At 66.4% G+C, this 17,872-nt stretch carries 13 protein-coding genes; 8 read left to right on the top strand and 5 right to left on the bottom strand.

Going from position 1 to position 17,872, the window contains the following annotated elements; translation table 11 throughout:
• Window positions 1-223 precede the first annotated feature (223 nt).
• Window positions 224-685, top strand: coding sequence for a glycine zipper 2TM domain-containing protein (locus ABD974_RS18810; RefSeq protein WP_345304883.1), 462 nt, complete (start codon window positions 224-226; stop codon window positions 683-685).
• Window positions 686-781: 96 nt separating this feature from the next.
• Here the strand turns inward: ABD974_RS18810 and ABD974_RS18805 are convergent, their stop codons facing one another.
• Window positions 782-2,317, bottom strand: coding sequence for a fumarate hydratase (locus ABD974_RS18805; RefSeq protein WP_345305005.1), 1,536 nt, complete (start codon window positions 2,315-2,317; stop codon window positions 782-784).
• 186 nt (window positions 2,318-2,503) lie between these two features.
• Between ABD974_RS18805 and ABD974_RS18800 the strand changes: the two genes are divergently transcribed.
• The 4 genes from ABD974_RS18800 (at window position 2,504) to ABD974_RS18785 (ending at window position 5,632) form a co-directional block, all read left to right on the top strand.
• Window positions 2,504-3,043 (top strand): SRPBCC family protein, encoded by a 540-nt coding sequence (locus ABD974_RS18800; RefSeq protein ID WP_345304882.1) that lies wholly within the window; start codon window positions 2,504-2,506, stop codon window positions 3,041-3,043.
• Window positions 3,044-3,249: 206 nt separating this feature from the next.
• Window positions 3,250-3,822 carry a GNAT family N-acetyltransferase gene (locus ABD974_RS18795; protein WP_345304881.1) on the top strand — a complete coding sequence of 191 codons (573 nt, stop codon included), beginning with the start codon at window positions 3,250-3,252 and terminating at the stop codon, window positions 3,820-3,822.
• 159 nt (window positions 3,823-3,981) lie between these two features.
• Window positions 3,982-4,791, top strand: a complete 810-nt coding sequence (locus ABD974_RS18790; protein WP_345304880.1) for a ferredoxin--NADP reductase — start codon at window positions 3,982-3,984, stop codon at window positions 4,789-4,791.
• An 85-nt stretch (window positions 4,792-4,876) separates the two neighbouring features.
• Entirely contained in the window at window positions 4,877-5,632 is a 756-nt protein-coding gene (locus tag ABD974_RS18785) for a serine aminopeptidase domain-containing protein (protein WP_345304879.1), read from the top strand.
• Between the two features lie 27 nt (window positions 5,633-5,659).
• Here ABD974_RS18785 and ABD974_RS18780 read toward each other — a convergent pair whose 3' ends face one another.
• The 3 genes from ABD974_RS18780 to ABD974_RS18770 all read right to left on the bottom strand — a co-directional run bounded on the left by ABD974_RS18780 (window position 5,660) and on the right by ABD974_RS18770 (window position 8,677).
• A complete protein-coding gene (locus ABD974_RS18780) occupies window positions 5,660-6,061 on the bottom strand; it encodes a hypothetical protein (RefSeq protein WP_345304878.1) in 402 nt (133 codons plus the stop codon).
• 11 nt (window positions 6,062-6,072) lie between these two features.
• Window positions 6,073-6,555 carry a glutathione peroxidase gene (locus ABD974_RS18775; protein ID WP_345304877.1) on the bottom strand — a complete coding sequence of 161 codons (483 nt, stop codon included), beginning with the start codon at window positions 6,553-6,555 and terminating at the stop codon, window positions 6,073-6,075.
• 70 nt (window positions 6,556-6,625) lie between these two features.
• Window positions 6,626-8,677: an amidohydrolase family protein gene (locus ABD974_RS18770; RefSeq protein ID WP_345304876.1), complete on the bottom strand. Its 2,052-nt coding sequence runs from the start codon at window positions 8,675-8,677 to the stop codon at window positions 6,626-6,628.
• 257 nt (window positions 8,678-8,934) lie between these two features.
• Here ABD974_RS18770 and ABD974_RS18765 point away from each other — a divergent pair, with 257 nt between their 5' ends.
• The 3 genes from ABD974_RS18765 (at window position 8,935) to ABD974_RS18755 (ending at window position 15,223) form a co-directional block, all read left to right on the top strand.
• A complete protein-coding gene (locus ABD974_RS18765; protein ID WP_345304875.1) occupies window positions 8,935-9,708 on the top strand; it encodes a MerR family transcriptional regulator in 774 nt (257 codons plus the stop codon).
• A gap of 332 nt (window positions 9,709-10,040) precedes the next feature.
• Window positions 10,041-14,768 (top strand): carbohydrate binding domain-containing protein, encoded by a 4,728-nt coding sequence (locus ABD974_RS18760; protein ID WP_345304874.1) that lies wholly within the window; start codon window positions 10,041-10,043, stop codon window positions 14,766-14,768.
• A gap of 314 nt (window positions 14,769-15,082) precedes the next feature.
• Entirely contained in the window at window positions 15,083-15,223 is a 141-nt protein-coding gene (locus ABD974_RS18755; RefSeq protein ID WP_345304873.1) for a hypothetical protein, read from the top strand.
• Window positions 15,224-15,388: 165 nt separating this feature from the next.
• On the opposite strand, the gene ABD974_RS18750 is transcribed toward ABD974_RS18755, so the two are convergent.
• Entirely contained in the window at window positions 15,389-17,662 is a 2,274-nt protein-coding gene (locus ABD974_RS18750; protein ID WP_345304872.1) for a TonB-dependent receptor, read from the bottom strand.
• Window positions 17,663-17,872 lie beyond the last annotated feature (210 nt).

Here is a 17,872-nt window from a genome sequence, read left to right as displayed (position 1 = left end):
TCTTACTTCGATGCGCAAGGATAACAAACCGATATCGCCGACCAGCGGCATTCCCGCGACATTCCACGCGTCGCACGCTGCGAGCCTTGCGCGGCCTGCTGAACCACGGCCTTCGTGTATCGCGCACGGTTCCGGAACATTCATTCTGCGCGGCATACGGTTCGGTCACATCGCGATGCGCCCGCATCGCAGTCCGAAGTCATATCCGTTCCGGAGGTTCATCATGAAATCGCGCATTCTCGCCATCGCCATCGCCCTCTCTCCGCTCGCGCTCGCCGGTTGCGCCACGTCCGGCCCGGGCTACGCCGGCAGCGGCACCGGGTACGGCAGCTCGCAGACCACGTGTTACGACTGCGGCACCGTGACCCGCATCGAACAGGGCGCCGGCAGCCGCGCGCCGAACGCCACGGGTGCCGTGGTCGGTGCGGTGATCGGCGGCTTGGCCGCACGCGAACTCGCCGACAACCGCACCGACAGCGAAGGCCGGAAAAACACCGCCACCGTCGCCGGCGCCGCCGCAGGCGGCGTCATCGGCAACGCGATCCAGAACCGCGCCGGCACGGGTTACAACATCTTCGTGCGGATGCGCGACGGCCGCGAGATCGTGGTATCGCAGGACGATCTGAACGGCATCCGCGAAGGTTCCACCGTCCGCATCGTCAACAACCGCGCGACGCTGCGCTGACCGTCGGCGCATCGCTCCGACGAAGAAAAATCCCGCGAAGAAAAAGCCCGCATCGTCTGCGGGCTTTTTCTTTCGTACGACGCTGTCTCCTGCAGCTTATTCGACCACGACCGGAATCTTGCCGATCTTCGCCTGCCATTCGCGCGGCCCGGTCTTGTGCACCGATTCGCCGGTGGAATCCACGGCCACGGTGACCGGCATGTCCTCGACGGTGAATTCGTAGATCGCTTCCATGCCGAGATCGGCGAAACCCACGACCTTCGAGGCCTTGATCGCCTTCGACACGAGATACGCGGCGCCGCCGACGGCCATCAGATAGACCGATTGGTGCCTGCGGATCGCATCGATGGCGACCGGCCCGCGTTCGGCCTTGCCGACCATGCCCAGCAGACCGGTCTGCGCCAACACCTGCTCGGTGAATTTGTCCATGCGCGTGGCGGTGGTCGGGCCGGCGGGGCCGACCACCTCGTCGCGCACCGGATCGACCGGGCCGACGTAGTAGATGAAGCGACCCTTGAAATCGACCGGCAGCGATTCGCCCTTGTCGAGCATGTCGACCATGCGCTTGTGCGCGGCGTCGCGACCGGTCAACAGCTTCCCGTTCAACAGCAGCACTTCACCGGGTTTCCAGCTCGCGACGTCTTCCGGCGTCACCGTGTCGAGGTTCACGCGGCGGCCCTTGCTGGCGTCGTAGGTCAGCTGCGGCCAGTCCGCGAGAGAAGGCGGATCCAGCATCACCGGGCCGCTGCCGTCGAGGGTGAAATGCGCGTGGCGGGTCGCGGCGCAGTTCGGAATCATCGCTACCGGCAGATTGGCGGCGTGGGTCGGATAGTCCTTGACCTTGATGTCGAGCACCGTGGTCAAACCGCCCAGGCCCTGCGCGCCGATGCCCAAGGCATTCACCTTCTCGTACAGCTCCAGCCGCAGTTCCTCGGCGCGATTGGACGCACCGCGGGCCTGCAGTTCGGTGATGTCGATGGGTTCCATCAGCGCTTCCTTCGCCAGCAGCATCGCCTTCTCGGCGGTGCCGCCGATGCCGATGCCGAGCATGCCCGGCGGGCACCAGCCGGCGCCCATCGTCGGCACGGTCTTCAGCACCCAGTCGACGATGGAATCGGAGGGATTGAGCATCGCGAACTTCGACTTCGCCTCGGAGCCGCCACCCTTCGCGGCCACGATCACGTCGACGGTATTGCCGGGCACGATCTTCACGTTGACCACGCCGGGCGTGTTGTCCTTCGTGTTGATGCGTTTGCCGGCGGGGTCGGCCAGCACGCTCGCGCGCAACTTGTTGTCCGGATGGTTGTAGGCGCGGCGCACGCCTTCGTGGACCATGTCCTCGACGCCCATGGTGGCGTCGTCCCAACGCACGTCCATGCCGACTTCGAGGAACACGGTGACGATGCCGGTGTCCTGGCAGATAGGGCGGTGGCCTTCGGCGCACATCCGCGAGTTGATCAGGATCTGCGCGATGGCGTCCCTGGCGGCGGCGCTCTGCTCGCGTTCGTAGGCGGCGGCGAGACTCTGGATGTAGTCGACCGGATGGTAATAGCTGATGTACTGCAGGCCGTCGGCGATCGACTGGATCAGGTCTTCCTGTCGGATCGAGACCGGGCGGCGGTCGGCGGGCATGGCGGAGGCGCTGGCGGCGGAGTCATGGGCTGCGGACACGGGCGAAGACCGGGCGTGGCGTGTGGGGACGCGATTTTAGCGCGCCTTGCGCCATCGGGCGGAAAGTCGGGGGACGGGCCGGAGACGCTTGCGGTCGCCGCGAAACGGCAGAGAATGCCCGGACATCCATGCGCGGGAGGCGGGGCCATGCTGAAGAAGATCCTGGTGTCATCGCTGATCGTGGTGTTGATCGCGATCGCGGGCGTACTGGGCTACGCGGCGACCAAGCCCGATACCTTCCGGGTCGAGCGCAGGACGACGATCGCCGCGCCGCCGGACAAGGTGTTCGCCATGATCGAGGACTTCCACCGCTGGGGCGAATGGTCGCCCTGGGAACATCTCGATCCGGCCATGACCCGCACCCACGGCGGCGCCCCCAAAGGGACTGGCGCAACCTATGCTTGGAGCGGCAACAGCGATATCGGCCAGGGCAGGATGGAGATCGTCGAATCCGCACCGCCGGGCAAGCTGGTGGTCAAGCTCGATTTCATCGCGCCGTTCGAGGCCAACAACATCGCCGAATTCACGCTCACGCCCACGCCGACCGGCACCGAGGTGGTCTGGGCGATGCATGGCCCCAGCCCCTACGTCTCCAAGCTGATGGACACGGTCATGAGCATGGACAAGATGATCGGCAGGGATTTCGAAACCGGCCTGGCGACGATGAAGCGCGTCGCCGAAGGCTGATGCCACCTCGCGACCCGGCCGCCGGCTCGGCATGCCGGTGGCCGGGCGGATCGATCGGAGCAAAGCGATCGCGACAAAGCGGTCCTCACGATGCGGTCATGACAACGTGATCGGGACAAACCGATCGGCACAAACTGATCGGAATCAGAAAACCGCTTCTTGTTGCGGCGCACAATTCCGGACATCCCACATGCCGGAGTCGTTCCATGAGCAACGTCCAGCCCAACGCCGCCCCCGCCGCCCCCGCCGCCGATCCGGCAGGCCATTTCCTGCCCTACACCGTCGAAACCCTGGCGGACCAGCGCAAGGTGCTGATCCGGCCGATGAATCCGGGCGATGCCGATGCGGAACGCGACTTCATCACCGCGCTGTCGCCGCAGTCCCGGCGCTACCGCTTCCAGGAGCAGATCCGCGAACCCAGCCCGGAAATGGTCGCCAAACTGGTCGATGTCGATCACGTCAACGATGAGGCGTTCGTGGCCTTGTCCGAGGACAGCGAATTCAAGGCGATCGTCGGCGTTTCCCGCTATGCGGTGAGCACCGATCCGCTGGCGTGCGAAATCGCGGTGACCGTGCGCGACGACTGGCAGGGCCGCGGTCTGGGCACCGTGCTCATGCATCGCCTGATCGATGCCGCCCGCGAACGCGGAATCAAGCGCATGGTGTCGCTGGATTTCGCCGAAAACCGGGAAATGGCGCATCTCGCGCATCACCTGGGCTTCACGACCGAAAGCGACCCGGACGACCGGGCGCAGGTGGTGCACACCCTCGTGCTGTGAGCGCGGTCGATCCACGGTGGCGCTGGAAGGTCCGGCGATCGCCGCGCATGCGAAGGCCCGCAGCAGCGCCCGGGCCTTCGGCATTTCTGAGCAGGATCAGGAATTGTCGTGCGCGCCCCCCGCTATAATTAGACCCTACTAATACTCCAGACCCCACGCATGGCCTCCCCCTACGGCACGGAAACCGTCCTCGACGTCCGCCACTGGACCGACGCGTACTTCAGCTTCACCACCACCCGCGACGACGGCTTCCGTTTCGACAACGGGCAATTCGTGATGATCGGGCTGGAAGTACCGCAGGACGACGGCAGCACAAAACCTGTGATGCGCGCCTATTCCATCGCCAGCGCGAACTGGGAAGAGCAGCTCGAATTCTTCAGCATCAAGGTTCCGAACGGGCCGCTGACCTCGCGCCTGCAGCACATCAAGCCCGGCGACACCCTCCTGATCGGCCGCAAGCCCACCGGCACGCTGCTGATTTCCGACGTGCATCCCGGGCGCAACCTCTATCTGCTGTCCACCGGCACCGGCCTGGCGCCGTGGATGGCGGTGGTGAAGGACCCCGCGACCTACGAGCGTTTCGAGAAGGTCGTCATCGTCCACGGCGTGCGCGGCGAACCCGACCTGGCCTACCGCGACTACATCGTCAACGAACTGCCGCGTCACGAATTCCTCGGCGAGGAAATCCGCGCCAAGCTGCTGTACTACCCGGCGGTGAGCCGCGAGGACTTCTACTGGCACGGCCAACTGCGGCGCGGACGCATCACCGATCTGCTCGAAAGCGGGCAGATGGCCACCGACCTCGGACTCGCGCCGCTGGACCCGGCGCACGACCGCGCGATGATCTGCGGCAGCCCGCAGATGCTGGCCGATTTCCGTCGCATCCTCGACGCCCGCGGCTTCACTGCGTCGCCGCGGATCGGCACCGCCGGCGAATACGTGTTCGAGCGCGCCTTCGTCGAGAAGTGACGCGCCCGGCGGCGCGCATGCCGATGGAGTGCATCCGGGCATCGGCCCGGGGCGTATGCTGGGTTCGCCCCGTCCGGAGAACGCCATGCGCCTCATCCCTGCCGTCGCTCTGCTCGCCAGCCTGCTCGCCATCGCCGGCTGCATCCCTGTCCGCGACGCGGATCGCCCGATCGCGACCCATCTGGTCCGTTCGGAACAGGCGGCGACGCGCCTGGTGGTGGTGCTTCCCGGGCGCGCCGACGACCTCGACGCATTGCGCGGCAGCGGCATGGCCGAATCGATCCAGGGCGCATGGCCCGATGCCGACGTGCTGCTGGCCGAGCTGACCCTGAGCTATTACATGCAGGGGCGGGCGCCGGAACGCCTGCATTCGGAAGTCATCGCCCCGGCGCGCGAACGCGGCGCTTACCGCGAGGTCTGGCTGGTGGGGGCCTCGATGGGCGGCATGGGCGTATTGCTCTACGACCGGCTGCACCCGGGCGAGATGGACGGACTGGTGCTGCTGGCGCCGTATCTCGGCGACCGCGGGCTGCTGCGCGACATCGGCGACGCCGGCGGCATCGCGCGATGGGATGCGGGCCCGAAGCAGGACGTGAACGCGGACACCTGGCAACGCGAGATCTGGCGCCACATCCAGGGCTGGTCGCGGAATCCGCAACAGGCCGATCGCGTCTGGCTGGCCTACGGCGACCGCGACCGCCTGCGCAAGGCCATGCCGCTGCTGATCCCGGCCCTGCCGAAGGATCAGGTGCTGGTGCGCGAAGGCGGACATGCGTGGACGGTATGGTCGCCCGCGATCGGCGAGGTGCTGCGCCGAGCGGACGCGAAACGCGGGCGATGATGTCGCCGGCCGCACGGCCGGACCGGGCTATTCGCCGTAGTGCAGCCAGATGCGGGCACGGGCTTCGTTGTCGAACACCCGACATTCGTAACCGTGTTCGCGTCCGATGATCTCGCCCACTTCCATCCGGCTGATCGCGGTGCCGCGGGCGTCGACATAGGCCATGCGGACCGTCGCGAAGCCCTGCCCCTCCATCGCACCCACCAGCTTGCGCAACTGATCCTCGGGCGGCACCACGCCGTGGGTGTGGTCGATCACGAGGATGCTGCGCAGCCCGGTACGCCGCAGTTCCGCGGCGATGCGCAGGAACATGGCGATCAACGCATCGAGCGTGTCGATGCGGCCGGTGACGTTGGCCACCAGGCCGCTGCTTTCGGTTTCGAGGCGAAGATCGAAACCGGGCTCGTCGGGACCGGAACCGGGCGTCATCCGTCGCTCGATCAGCCCAACGCGGCCTCGATGTCCCGCGCGATCGATTCCGGCTTGTCGGTCGGCGCGTAGCGCTTGATCACCCTGCCGTCGCGGCCGACGAGGAATTTGCTGAAATTCCATTTGATGGCGCCGATCCCGAGCAGCCCGCCCTTCTCCTCCTTGAGCCATTTCCACAGCGGGTGCGCGTTGGCGCCGTTGACGTCGATCTTCGAGAACATCGGAAAATCGACATCGTAGGTGAGCGAGCAGAAATTCATGATCTCCGCTTCGTCGCCCGGCTCCTGGTGACCGAACTGGTCGCAGGGGAAGCCCATCACCACCAGCCCGCGGTCGCGGTATTTCTCCCACAGCGCCTGCAGACCGGTGTACTGCGGCGTGAAGCCGCACTTGGAGGCCACGTTCACCACCAGCAGGACCTTGCCCTCGTAGTCGGTGAGCGATTTGTCGTGGCCATCGATGTCGATGGCGGAGAAATCGTAGGCGGTCGTCATGCGGGGACTCCTGTCGGGTCACGGAAAGAGGACCAGTCTAGCAGGGGCATCCTGCCGACCGTCTCCGCGATCATGGCGATGCCACCGGTGGCTGCGCCTTGATCGGCGCCGCGAACGGCTGGATGCCGAAGGCCTCGTAGATGTCGGCGGGGTAATAGGCGTTGCCGTTCTTGATCACCAGCGCCACCTTGCGGATGTCGGCGATGTCGCGGGTCGGGTCGCCATCCACCAGCACCAGATCGGCGCGCTTGCCGACCGCGATCGAGCCGCGTTCGTCGAGGGTCCGCGAATATTTGGCGCCGTTCCAGGTCGCGACCTGCAGCGCCTGCGCGGGCGTGAGCCCCGCCTTCACGTACAGCTCAAGCTCGCGCTGGAGCGTGAAGCCCGGGGTGCCGTCGGTGCCGGCGAGAATCGGCACGCCGGCGCGGTACAGACGGCCGACGAATTCCACCATCTTCTCGTAGGAGCGGTTGTAGCGCGCCGCGGTCTCGTCGTCGGGAATGTCGAACTCGGCCATTTTCAGGCCGCGCTGCACGTCCGGCGGCATGTGCGCGGCGACCGCGGCGTAGGCCTGCGAGGTCTCGCCGGCGCGGTGGCGGATGAAATCGAAGGTGGCGAGGGTCGGGTCGATCGCGATCTGGTCCTTCGCCAGCCGCGCGATGAAGTCCTGCACCGGCTTCGCGTTGAAATCCATGTCGGCGACGCGCTTCGCCGGCAGACGGAAACGCTCCAGCGTACGGGTGTCGGTGGTCTCGTCGACCAGGAAGTTCAGCAGCACCTGGTTGATGTGCTGGATCTCGTCGTAACCGGCGTCCAGCGCATCCTGCGCGCGCAGGAACACCGGGATATGGCCGCTGACGCGCAGGTCGCGGCTGTGCGCGTACGACACCGTCTCGCGCAGGATGTCCTTCGGGAACGAATTGTAGATCTTGATCTGCGGATAACCGTTCGCCGCGTACCAGTCGATCGCACGCCTGGCGCCGGCGAGATCGGAGACCACGAAACCGTTGCGCGCCGACATCGGGCTTTCGCCTTCCAGGAAACCCGCCGCGACGATCGACGGCGACAGCACGCGGTTCTCGCGTTCGTCCGCGATCAGCGTCTGCAGGGTCGCGTTGTCGTTGCCCATGTCGCGAACGGTGGTAACGCCGGCGGCCAGATGCAGGCCGCCCTGCCAGGCGCCGATGTGGCCGTGCATGTCGAACAGGCCGGGCAGCAGCACGCGGCCGCCTGCATCGATGACGTGATCGGCGGTCGAGCGCTCTTCGTTGGCGCCGGACATCGAAACGATGCGGCCGTTGCGGATCAGCAGGTCCGAAGCGGCACCGAGCGTGGCGCTCTCGCTGTCGAACACCCGCGCGTTGCGGATCAGCGTGGTGCCGGACAGTGCATGCGAGAGGCGGCGCTGCAGATCGGTCAACGCGTCGGCTTCGGCCTGCTTCTGCAGGGCTTCGAGGCGGCCGGCATTCTCCTGCCAGCCCTCCTCGATCATCTGCATCCAGCCGGGAACCAATTGCGCGAACAACTGCGGCCGTTCGCCACCGGTGGTCCACAGGAAGAACGGCGTGAAGCCGACACCGGTCACCTGCATCAGGCGGACGGTGCGCTTCTCGGCACCCTTGGTCACGTCGGCCTGGGCCACGGTGCGCATGCTCAGGGTGCCGCTCGGAATCAGCGGCAGTTTGCCGTCCGCGCGACGCGCGAGCGCGGCCAGCGCATCGGCGGTGCTCTGCGCCGTACCGCCCAGCGACCAGTAGGCGGCGCCCGGCATTGCGGGCTGTTCGCCGGACTCCGCCGTGGATCTCCACGACGCGATGCCGTTCTCGATCCGGAACTGTTCGTCCACCGGCGCGCCGAAGGTGGAGCTGCCCTTGACCGAATACCGCTCGAAGGTGCCGTCGGCGGCGAGGGTGTATTCCTCCTTGATCTCGGGCCCGCGGCCGTTGTCCTTGAAGAGAAAGTCGACGCGGGTGACGCCGTCGTCGCCGCGTTCCACGATCTGGTGGCCGGCCTGTTTGCCGTCGTCGACCAGGACGACATAGCGGAGCGTTTCGGCGGCCTGCGCCGCGCAGGGCGCGAGCGTCAGGGCCAACAGCATGCCGAGGAAACCACTGCGGTTCATGAGCCTCTCCCGTCGGGAATGAAAAAACATGCCCCCTGTCGGCATGGCGGCACGCTGCCGCAAGCCCTTCCGTGGACGGAGTCTAGAGCGTGCCATGTCCTTTTGACAGGCCGGAAGGACATGCCACCCGTCGCACCGATGCGTTCGCGACCGTCGAGCTGCACAATCGCCCATCGGACAACGATGCGGGGGCTTGACCCTCACGCCGCGTCAGGCATGAGGATCGCATCCGCATCCACCACCACGGGATCCCCATCATGCCCGCCAGCGAACGCACCGTCGGCCAGGTCGCCGCGCTCACCGGACTGAGCGTCCGCGCCCTGCACCATTACGACGCCATCGGCCTGGCGACGCCCTCATGCCGCAGCGCAGCAGGCTATCGGCTCTACGGCGACGACGATCTGCGACGCCTGCAACAGGTGCTGTTGTTCCGCGAACTGGGCTTCGGCCTGGACGCGGTGCGCGCGCTGGTCGACGCGCCCGCCGAGCAGCGGCGCGAAGCGCTGCTCGCCCAGAGGGAGGCGCTGGAACGGAAACGCAGGCATGCGGAAGCGGTTCTGATGGCGGTCGATGCGACCCTCCAATCGATACGGGACGACACTCCGATGAACACCGAACAGCTTTTCGACGGCTACGAACGCTTCCAGCATGGCGAATACGCCGAAGAGGCCGAACGCCGCTGGGGCGATACCGACGCATGGACGACATCGCGGCAACGCACGCGCGGATACTCGAAGGACGATTGGGCGCGCATCCAGGCCGAAGCCGATGCGATCGCCACGGAATTCCTCGCCGCGATGCGGCGCGGCGATGCGGCCGACAGCGAACGCGCACGCGCGCTCGCCGAATGTCACCGCGAACACATCGAACGGCATTTCTATCCCTGCAGCCATGCGATGCATGCGAACGTGGCCGCCATGTACATCTCGGACGCGCGCTTCCAGGCGTACTACGAGAGGCGCGGCGAAGGCCTCGCCGCCTACATCGAAGCGGCGATCCGCGCGAACGCACAGACGCATCCGCAGGCATAGCGGTCACGAAGAAGCGAACGCATCGCAAGGCGATCCGCATGCCGACCGCATGCGGATCGCGACGTCGCATGCGCACGCATCCGCGCAATGCGATGCGTGCGATCGCGCGCGGAATTGCTGCGCAGCAGCACATGTTTTTGCATGTATACGTTTGCAGATTCGCGCACCTCGGATCGAAACCCTTCAATAATCCGCGGGCCGACCGTGCGGCATGGATCGCCTGCACGATTCGCGCGTCCGCATCCCGACGATGCCGACGCGAAGGGGACGAACGGCAGCGGGAACCACAAGCGATCCGTCAGCGGCATTCGTAGGTCCAGGGAGAGACATCGATGGCGATGCGCAAAACGTCGATCGCGCTGGCGATCGGCATGGTGATCTGTTGCTCCGCGATTCCCGGCGCGCCCGCGGCGATCCCCGCAGCGCACGTCTATCACAACCACATGCCGAATTTCTGGCCGTTCTACGCGGTGGACGTGGGCAAGGCCTACAACGCCACCGCGGTCGGCGCGCCGATCCGCTACGCCTACGACGGCGATGTGATCGCGCTCAAGAACAATCCGCCGGCGGGCTACAGTTATTACCTGCCGCCCGCGCTCGGCGGCACGATCATGCCGCACGACGATCTGGTGGCCTATTACAGCCACGATGCGAAGACCGGCGCCTACCAGTACTGGCCTCAGCAGGTGGCGAACGAGGTGCGCAACTGGTCGGCGGCGAAGGGGCAGATCCACGTCACCATGTCCGGCGCCGTGGTCAACAACGTCGACAGCCTGCAGCGGCTGCAGAACGTGCCCGGCTACAACAACACCAATTGGGGCGCGTCTTGGCGCAACGCCTACGGCGGGCTGCCGACCGAGAACGGTCATCGCACGCTCGATCTGATCCATTTCACCGGGCACCACACCATGGGCCCGTTGGTCGGACAGGAATATTTCCTCAAGGACCTGATCCACCAGAGCGCCACGCTGGCGCAGCCGTTTTTCCTCGGCGCGAATTTCCGCTCGTCGCGCGGCTTCTTCCCCACCGAACTCGGCTTCTCCGATCGCCTCATCCCGACGTTGGCGAAACTCGGCATCCAGTGGTCGGTGATCGGCAACAATCACTTCTCGCGCACGCTGAAGGATTATCCGTACGCGACCTACGACGCCACCGGCGACACCCTGACCTCGCCGCCGAATCGCGCCGACCTGCGCAACACCTCGACCACCGGATCGTGGGTCGCGCAGCAGATGGCGCACGAGCAGCAGGTGGTGGTGAACAAATACCCGTTCGCCTCGACCCCGCACTGGGTGCGGCATGTCGATCCGGCGACCGGTGCGGTGACGAAGGTCGCCGGCATTCCGGTGACCCAGAACGGCTCGTGGCTGGAAGGCTGGGAAGGCGCGGTCACGGTCGACGAATACGTGCCCTACGCCGCGCTGGAACCGCGCCAGTTCCACGTGGTCGCGCACGACGGCGACAACTCCGGCGGTCGCGCCGGCGCACTGTCGACCTGGCAGAACGGCTACGGCACCACCTGCAGCGGCAGCGGCTATTGCCTCGGCATCGACGAGTATCTGCAGCGTTTCCCGATTCCCGAGAACGACGTGCAGCACGTGCAGGACGGTTCCTGGATCGACACCCGCGATTCGTCTTCCGACCCGACCTGGTTCCACTGGCGGCTGCCGTTCCTGATCTGGAAGGGCCAGTTCCCGGCGTTCAACGCCGCGACCGGCATGAACCTGGCGCCGAAGACCAATCTCGCCGGGCAGGAAGAAGGCGCCACGGTGTCGTTCGAACACGGCTGGCATTACCTCGAACGCAATTTCGCGCTGCTGCAGGCGGCGCTGAATTACGCGAAGACCGCCGAACAGATCTGGCTGGACGATCATCCGGCACACTGGTCGCCGACCACCCTGCTCGACCAGCAGATCACCCACGCCGGCAATCAGCTCAATCCGTGGATGATGTCGTATCCGGTGAAGGGCAATCCCGCGAACGATTACGCCGGCGGCGCCAATCCCGCCGAGCTCGCGTGGTATTTCCTGCTGCCGGCGATGGACTCCGGCTTCGGCTATTACGACGAGAACAAGGACGACAACGTCAAGCCCACGCTCGCCTTCAACAACTCGCTGTATTTCTCGAAGCTGTTCGTGCAGCCGAACGCGGCGAAGGATCGCACCGGCCCGTCGATCTGGTGGCCGCAGCGCTATCCGTACAACCCCGGCTCGGTGAACGCATCGAAGGCCGAAGGCTGGACCGTGCAGCACTACAACCACGAATTCGCGATCTACACCTACGCCTACGATGTCTCCAACATCGCGAGCATCCAGGTCAAGGTGCGCCCCCACGCCTCGTCGAACATCAGCGCCACCGACGACACCTACAAGCTCTACGATCCCGCAGCGCACGTCGGCAAACCCGGGCTGTCGGTGACGCCGGCCAACGTCGGCGCCTGGGCCTCGTATCCGATGCAGGTGCGCGATCTGCGTCCGGTGATGAACGGCGTGTCGTGGATGCCGGTGACCCAGCAGACGATGCAGGTGCTGCCGGCGCAGGAGATCGGCAATCTCTACTACGCCTACTTCGGCAACTATCGCAATCAGTTGCTCGATTACTACATCGAAGCCACCGACAGCCGCGGCAACGTCACGCGCAGCGAGATCCAGCAGGTCTACGTCGGCGCCGGCACCTATCGCAAGACCACCACCGGCTCCGGCCACGTCGAAGACGTGAACGGCACCGTCGCCGGCGTGCGCCCGTTCCTGACCATCGATACCACCGCGCCGGTGTTCCAGGGCGCGCTGACATCGAGCAATCTCACCGATCGCTCGGTCAGCGTGTCGTGGCAGCCCGCCACCGACAACGTGCGCGTGGCCGGCTACCAGATCTTCCGCAACGGCACCCTGGTCGGCACCGGCAGCGGCACCCAGTTCAACGACAGCGGTCTCGCCGCCTCGACCGGTTACACCTATCAGGTGCTCGCTTACGACGCGGCCGGCAACCAGTCGGCGCGCAGCCCGGTGTTGACGATCACCACGCGTACGGCCGACACCACGGCGCCGTCGGCGCCCGGCGCACCGACGGCGGGCACCGTCACCGCCAGCACCATCGCGCTGAGCTGGGCCGCCTCCACCGACAATTACGGCGTGGCCGAGTATCAGATCCATCGCAACGGCGCGCTCGCAGGCACGTCGACCACGACGGCCTACACCGACACCAACCTGCAGCCGTCGACCGCGTACAGCTACACCATCCGCGCGAAGGACGCGGCCGGCAACCAGTCCGCGGCATCGGCCGCGACCAGCGTCACCACCGCCTTCGGCAATGTCGCCACGGTCTACTACCGCACGCCCAGCGGCTGGACCACGGTGAATCTGCACTTCTCGCCCAACGGCGGCACCTGGACCACGGTGCCGGGCGTCGCGATGAGCGTCGCCTGCAGCGGCTGGCATCGCTACACCGCCAATCTCGGCGGCGCCACCGGGCTCGCGGCCACCTTCAACAACGGCAGCGGGGTCTGGGACAACCGCGGCGGCCAGAACTACGCGCTCGGCACCGGAATCTCGGTGGTGCAGAACGGCGCCGCGAGCAGCGGCACCGATCCCTGCGCGATCGACACGCAGGCGCCGTCGACGCCCACCGGGCTGGCCGCGAACGCCATCGATGCGAATTCGGTGAATCTGTCGTGGACCGCCGCCAGCGACAACGTCGGCGTCGCCGGCTATCGCGTGTATCGCGGCGCGACCCAGGTCGGCACCGTAACCACGGGGACCGGATACGTCGACAACACGGTCGCGGCGTCGACGAGCTACAGCTACACCGTCCGCGCCTACGATGCCGCCGGCAATCTCTCCGCGGCGAGCGCCGCGGTGTCGGTCGCCACGCCCGCGCCCAGCGACACCCAGGCGCCGAGCGTGCCGGGCGGACTCGTCGCGCAGAACCTGACCTCGACCTCGCTCACGCTCGCCTGGACCGCGTCCACCGACAACGTCGGCGTCGCGACCTATCTCGTGTACAGGAATGGCACCCAGATCGGCACCACGTCGGCCACCAGCTTCGCCAACAGCGGGCTCACCGCCGGCACCGCCTACAGCTATACGGTGCGTGCGCAGGATGCGGTCGGCAATCTGTCGGCGGCCAGCACGGCGCTCAACGTGACCACGCCACCGCTGGTGAACAACACCGCGACCGTCTACTACAAACCGGCGACGGGCTGGACCACGGTCAACATCCACTACGCGCCGAACGGCGGCAGTTGGACCGCGGTGCCCGGCGAGGCGATGAACGCGGCCTGCACCGGCTGGCGGGTGAAGGTGATCAACCTCGGTGCCGCCACCGGCGCGCAGGTCACCTTCAACAACGGCAGCGGCACGTGGGACAGCCGCAACGGCGCGAATTATCCGGTCGGCACCGGCCTGTCGCGGATCGAGAACGGCACGATCACGACCACCGACCCCTGCCTCAACGACGATGCGACCGCGCCGACGGTGCCGACCGGACTTGCCGCGAGCGCCGTCACCGCATCTTCGGCCACGGTGTCCTGGGCGGCGTCCAGCGACAATGTCGGCGTCGCCGGGTATCGCGTGTTCCGCAACGGCAACCAGATCGGCACCACGGCCTCGACCAGCTACAGCGACGCCGGGCTGTCGGCCTCCACCGCGTACGCCTACACCGTGCGCGCCTACGACGCCGCCGGCAACGTCTCCGCAGCCAGCGCCACGCTGAACGTGACCACGCAGGCGCCGGGCAGCTGCGCGGTCGCCTTCACCATCGCCAATGCCAACACCGTCGTCGGCCAGAACCTCTACGTGGTCGGCAATGTCGCCGCGTTGGGCAACTGGTCGCCAGGCGCCGGCTTCGCGCTCACGATCCAGGGCAGCGGCGCCAACGTGCCGTGGACCGGGACCGTGAACCTGCCGGCGGGCGCGGCGATCCAGTACAAGTACGTGAAGTGGAACGGCAGCACCGCCGCGTGGGAAAGCAATCAGACCACCACCTCGGGCAACCGCGAGTTCACGGTTCCCGCGAACTGCAGCGGCACCACCACGCGCAACGACGGCAATTTCAAGTTCTGAGGCCGGGAAGAAAAACGCCGGACGGCATTCCGTCCGGCGTCTGCGTTCAACGTCTGGTGTTGTGCGAATGCGAACACGTGATGCACGCCAGCATCTTCGATGAGCCAAAGGCCGAGTGCGTCAAACTTTCGTTCATCCAGAGCGCAAAACATCGTCCGCAAATGAACGGGCCACACGACCGCACCGCAGCCTGCACGATGCGCAGCCATCGTCGAGAACGCAAGCGACTGATTCGCATTACATTCGCATCTGGCACGGATGATGCAACAGCTTCCACGTGCGCAATCCGCGCATGCCCCCACAAGGAAATACCCGTGAACCAGCCCAACAACCAGAACGACAAGAAAGACACGCAGAGCCAGCCGACCAAGGCTCCGGTGACCAATCCGTCGCAGGCCGATCAGAAGCAGGGCGACAAGCAGAACGACCCGAAGACCGGCGGCGACAAGCGCTGAGTCGGCGCGCTTGGCGGCCGTCGCATGCTCCCCCAGTGGCATCGCGGCTGCGCCGCCGAGCTGACATGAAAAACCCGGCCTGCAGCAATGCAGGCCGGGTTTTGTCTTTCACGATCGTCATTCATGATCGTGTTGCGCGATCGCCCTCGGCGATCGTCGTAGCGATCAGAAGCGCGCCTTGAACTCCACGCCCCAGGTGCGCGGCTCGTTGAGGAAGCCGGTGAGGTTGTTGAAGTCGATGGCGCCGACGATGGCTTCCTCGTCGGTGATGTTGCGGCCGTACATCGCCAGCTCGTAGTTGCCGTCGCCCCAGAGGTAACCGGCGCGCAGTCCGCCTTCGAGCAGCGGGTCGCCGGTGAATTCGGTCGACTCGTACAGGAAGAAGTTGACCTCGCTGCGATAGGCCCAGTCGGTGTACGCGAAGAATTCGCCGTGACTGGTCGGGATGCCGTAGCGCGCGGTGAGGTTGTACACGTGCTTCGGCGCCTGCGGCAGGGCGTTGCCGTCGATCAGGAACGTGCCCGCGACGGTGCCGGCCGGATCGCGCATGGTGCAGCCGCCGCCGCAGCCGAACACCGCAAGGTTGTCGTCCTGGATTTCGGTGTCGTTGTAGCTGGCGCCGAAGGTGACCAGCAGACGGTCGGTGAGCCACGCCTGCAGATCGAGTTCGGCGCCCTGGCCGACGGTGCGGTCGGCGTTCACCAGACGGGCGACGTTGGCGGCGCCGCCGACGGCGGTGAGCTGCTGGTCGTCGACGGTGTAGCGGTACAGCGCGAAGCCCACGCGCAGACGGTTGTCCCACAGCGTGGCCTTGACGCCGGCTTCGTACGACAGCACGGTCTCGGTGTCGGCCACGGTGACCAGCTCGTCGGCCGGCAGGGTGGCATCGGCGAACATCAGACGGCCCTGCACGCTCGGCGCGCGGAAGCCGCGGGCGACGCGACCGTAGACGTTCACGTCGTCGTTGATCGCGTACACGGCGCTGAGGTCCCAGCTGACATCGGTATCGCTCGGGCTGACCGAGATCGGCGCGATCGGCGGACCGAACGGACCGACGACGCGCTGCGCGGTGAAGTCCTTCTTGTCGTCGGTGTAACGCACGCCGCCGCGGAGCTTGAGCTTGTCGGTCACGTCGAAGTCGGCCGATGCGAACACCGCCCAGGCGGTGTTCTCCTGGCGCTGGGTGGCGTAACCGTTCTGCGGGTTGCCTGCGCTCAGACTGTCGTAGCTGAAGCTGTCGACATCGATGGTCTCGTCGAACCAGAACACGCCGGCCTGCCAGTCGAAGCGGCCCCATTCGTTGGATTCGACGCGGAATTCCTGGCTGTACTGGCGATGGTTCGGCAGACCGTCGGCGGATTCGGCCGGGAACGGAATGAAGCCGGGGCCGAAGTTGCCCGGGCCGAGAAACGCGGCGCCGAAACCGCCGTCGATGTCGCCGCGGCTGAAGGCGTCGACGCTTTCGTAACCGGTGATCGAATACAGGCTGACCCGGCCGAGATCCCAGCGCATGCGCAGGTTGGCGCCGAGCTGGTCGAGCTGCTGCTCGTTGCGGCCGTCGATCGATACTTCCTCGCGCTCGAAGCCGTCGATCAGCTCGTTCGTGCCCGGCTGGATGATGTTGGCGCGGAACAGACGGGCGGTGCCTTCGAGCTTGCGCGCATGGATGTTGAACAGCGCTTCGAAATTGTCGCCGGGCGCGAACAGGAACTGGGCGCGTGCCGCGGTCTCGTCGTAGCCTTCGAGATCGTCGCCGCCACCGTTGCGCGTGTTGTTCACCCAGTCGGCGCGTTCCTGGTGCAGCACGGACAGGCGGGCGGACACATTGTCCGAGAGGGCGCCGGTGATCGCGCCTTCCACGTTGAGGGTTTCGTACGAGCCGTAACCGATGCGCGCGTAACCGCCGAATTCGTCCTGCGGACGGGCCGATTCGAACTTGATCACGCCGGCCGGCGAATTGCGGCCGAACAGCGTGCCCTGCGGGCCGCGGGCCATTTCGACCTGATCGAGATCGAACAGCGGATAGCCCTTCAGGATCGGGTTTTCCTGGACCACGCCGTCGTACACCAGCGACACCGGCTGCGAAGCGTTGACGTCGAAATCGGTATTGCCCAGGCCGCGGATGTAGAAGCGCGGGAAGGCGCGGCCGAACGAGGACTCGATGTTCAGGCTGGGCAGACGGCCGGACAACAGGCGGATGTCGTCGCCGCTGGCGGTCAGCGCTTCCAGGCTTTCGCGGTCGATCGTGGTGATCGCCATCGGCACGTCCTGGATGTTCTCCACCCGGCGCTGCGCGGTGACGGTGATGGCGTCGAGTTCCGGGGCGTCGGCGTCGGCCGGTGCGGCCTCTTGGGCCATGGCCGGCAGTGCGAGGACGATGGCGACGGCGAGGCTGCCGAAGCGCAGCGCGCGGCGGCCGTGGCGGTGAGCGTGAGTCATGGGAGCGGATCCTGCGGTTGGGGGGTGATGAATCCGGCCGGCGCGCCCGGCGGGACCGGCTGGCCGGTGGTCCCCGTACTGCGCCGAATCGTGAGGTCGAATTGTAAACAATTCGTGATCCCGGGGCGCCGATCGGGCCCCGGCCTCCATGCGGACAAGTTCGGACAAGTCCGATCGGGCCGCAGCGGCCGGCAGCATGTCTTTCGTCAT

It is taken from the genome of Lysobacter hankyongensis, from assembly GCF_039543145.1.
GTDB classification, from domain to species: Bacteria; Pseudomonadota; Gammaproteobacteria; order Xanthomonadales; family Xanthomonadaceae; genus Lysobacter_I; species Lysobacter_I hankyongensis.
The sequence above is the reverse complement of the archived record's forward strand: the minus strand, read 5'-3'. Positions and strand labels throughout refer to the sequence as shown.

Excerpts from the sequence above, each read along its gene's own strand:
- ABD974_RS18760 (WP_345304874.1), top strand. The coding sequence starts at position 10,041 with ATGGCGATGCGCAAAACGTCGATCGCGCTGGCGATCGGCATGGTGATC.
- ABD974_RS18790 (WP_345304880.1), top strand. The coding sequence starts at position 3,982 with ATGGCCTCCCCCTACGGCACGGAAACCGTCCTCGACGTCCGCCACTGG.
- ABD974_RS18775 (WP_345304877.1), bottom strand. The coding sequence starts at position 6,555 with ATGACGACCGCCTACGATTTCTCCGCCATCGACATCGATGGCCACGAC.
- ABD974_RS18810 (WP_345304883.1), top strand. The coding sequence starts at position 224 with ATGAAATCGCGCATTCTCGCCATCGCCATCGCCCTCTCTCCGCTCGCG.
- ABD974_RS18780 (WP_345304878.1), bottom strand. The coding sequence starts at position 6,061 with ATGACGCCCGGTTCCGGTCCCGACGAGCCCGGTTTCGATCTTCGCCTC.
- ABD974_RS18765 (WP_345304875.1), top strand. The coding sequence starts at position 8,935 with ATGCCCGCCAGCGAACGCACCGTCGGCCAGGTCGCCGCGCTCACCGGA.
- ABD974_RS18785 (WP_345304879.1), top strand. The coding sequence starts at position 4,877 with ATGCGCCTCATCCCTGCCGTCGCTCTGCTCGCCAGCCTGCTCGCCATC.
- ABD974_RS18795 (WP_345304881.1), top strand. The coding sequence starts at position 3,250 with ATGAGCAACGTCCAGCCCAACGCCGCCCCCGCCGCCCCCGCCGCCGAT.
- ABD974_RS18750 (WP_345304872.1), bottom strand. The coding sequence starts at position 17,662 with ATGACTCACGCTCACCGCCACGGCCGCCGCGCGCTGCGCTTCGGCAGC.
- ABD974_RS18805 (WP_345305005.1), bottom strand. The coding sequence starts at position 2,317 with ATGCCCGCCGACCGCCGCCCGGTCTCGATCCGACAGGAAGACCTGATC.
- ABD974_RS18770 (WP_345304876.1), bottom strand. The coding sequence starts at position 8,677 with ATGAACCGCAGTGGTTTCCTCGGCATGCTGTTGGCCCTGACGCTCGCG.
- ABD974_RS18800 (WP_345304882.1), top strand. The coding sequence starts at position 2,504 with ATGCTGAAGAAGATCCTGGTGTCATCGCTGATCGTGGTGTTGATCGCG.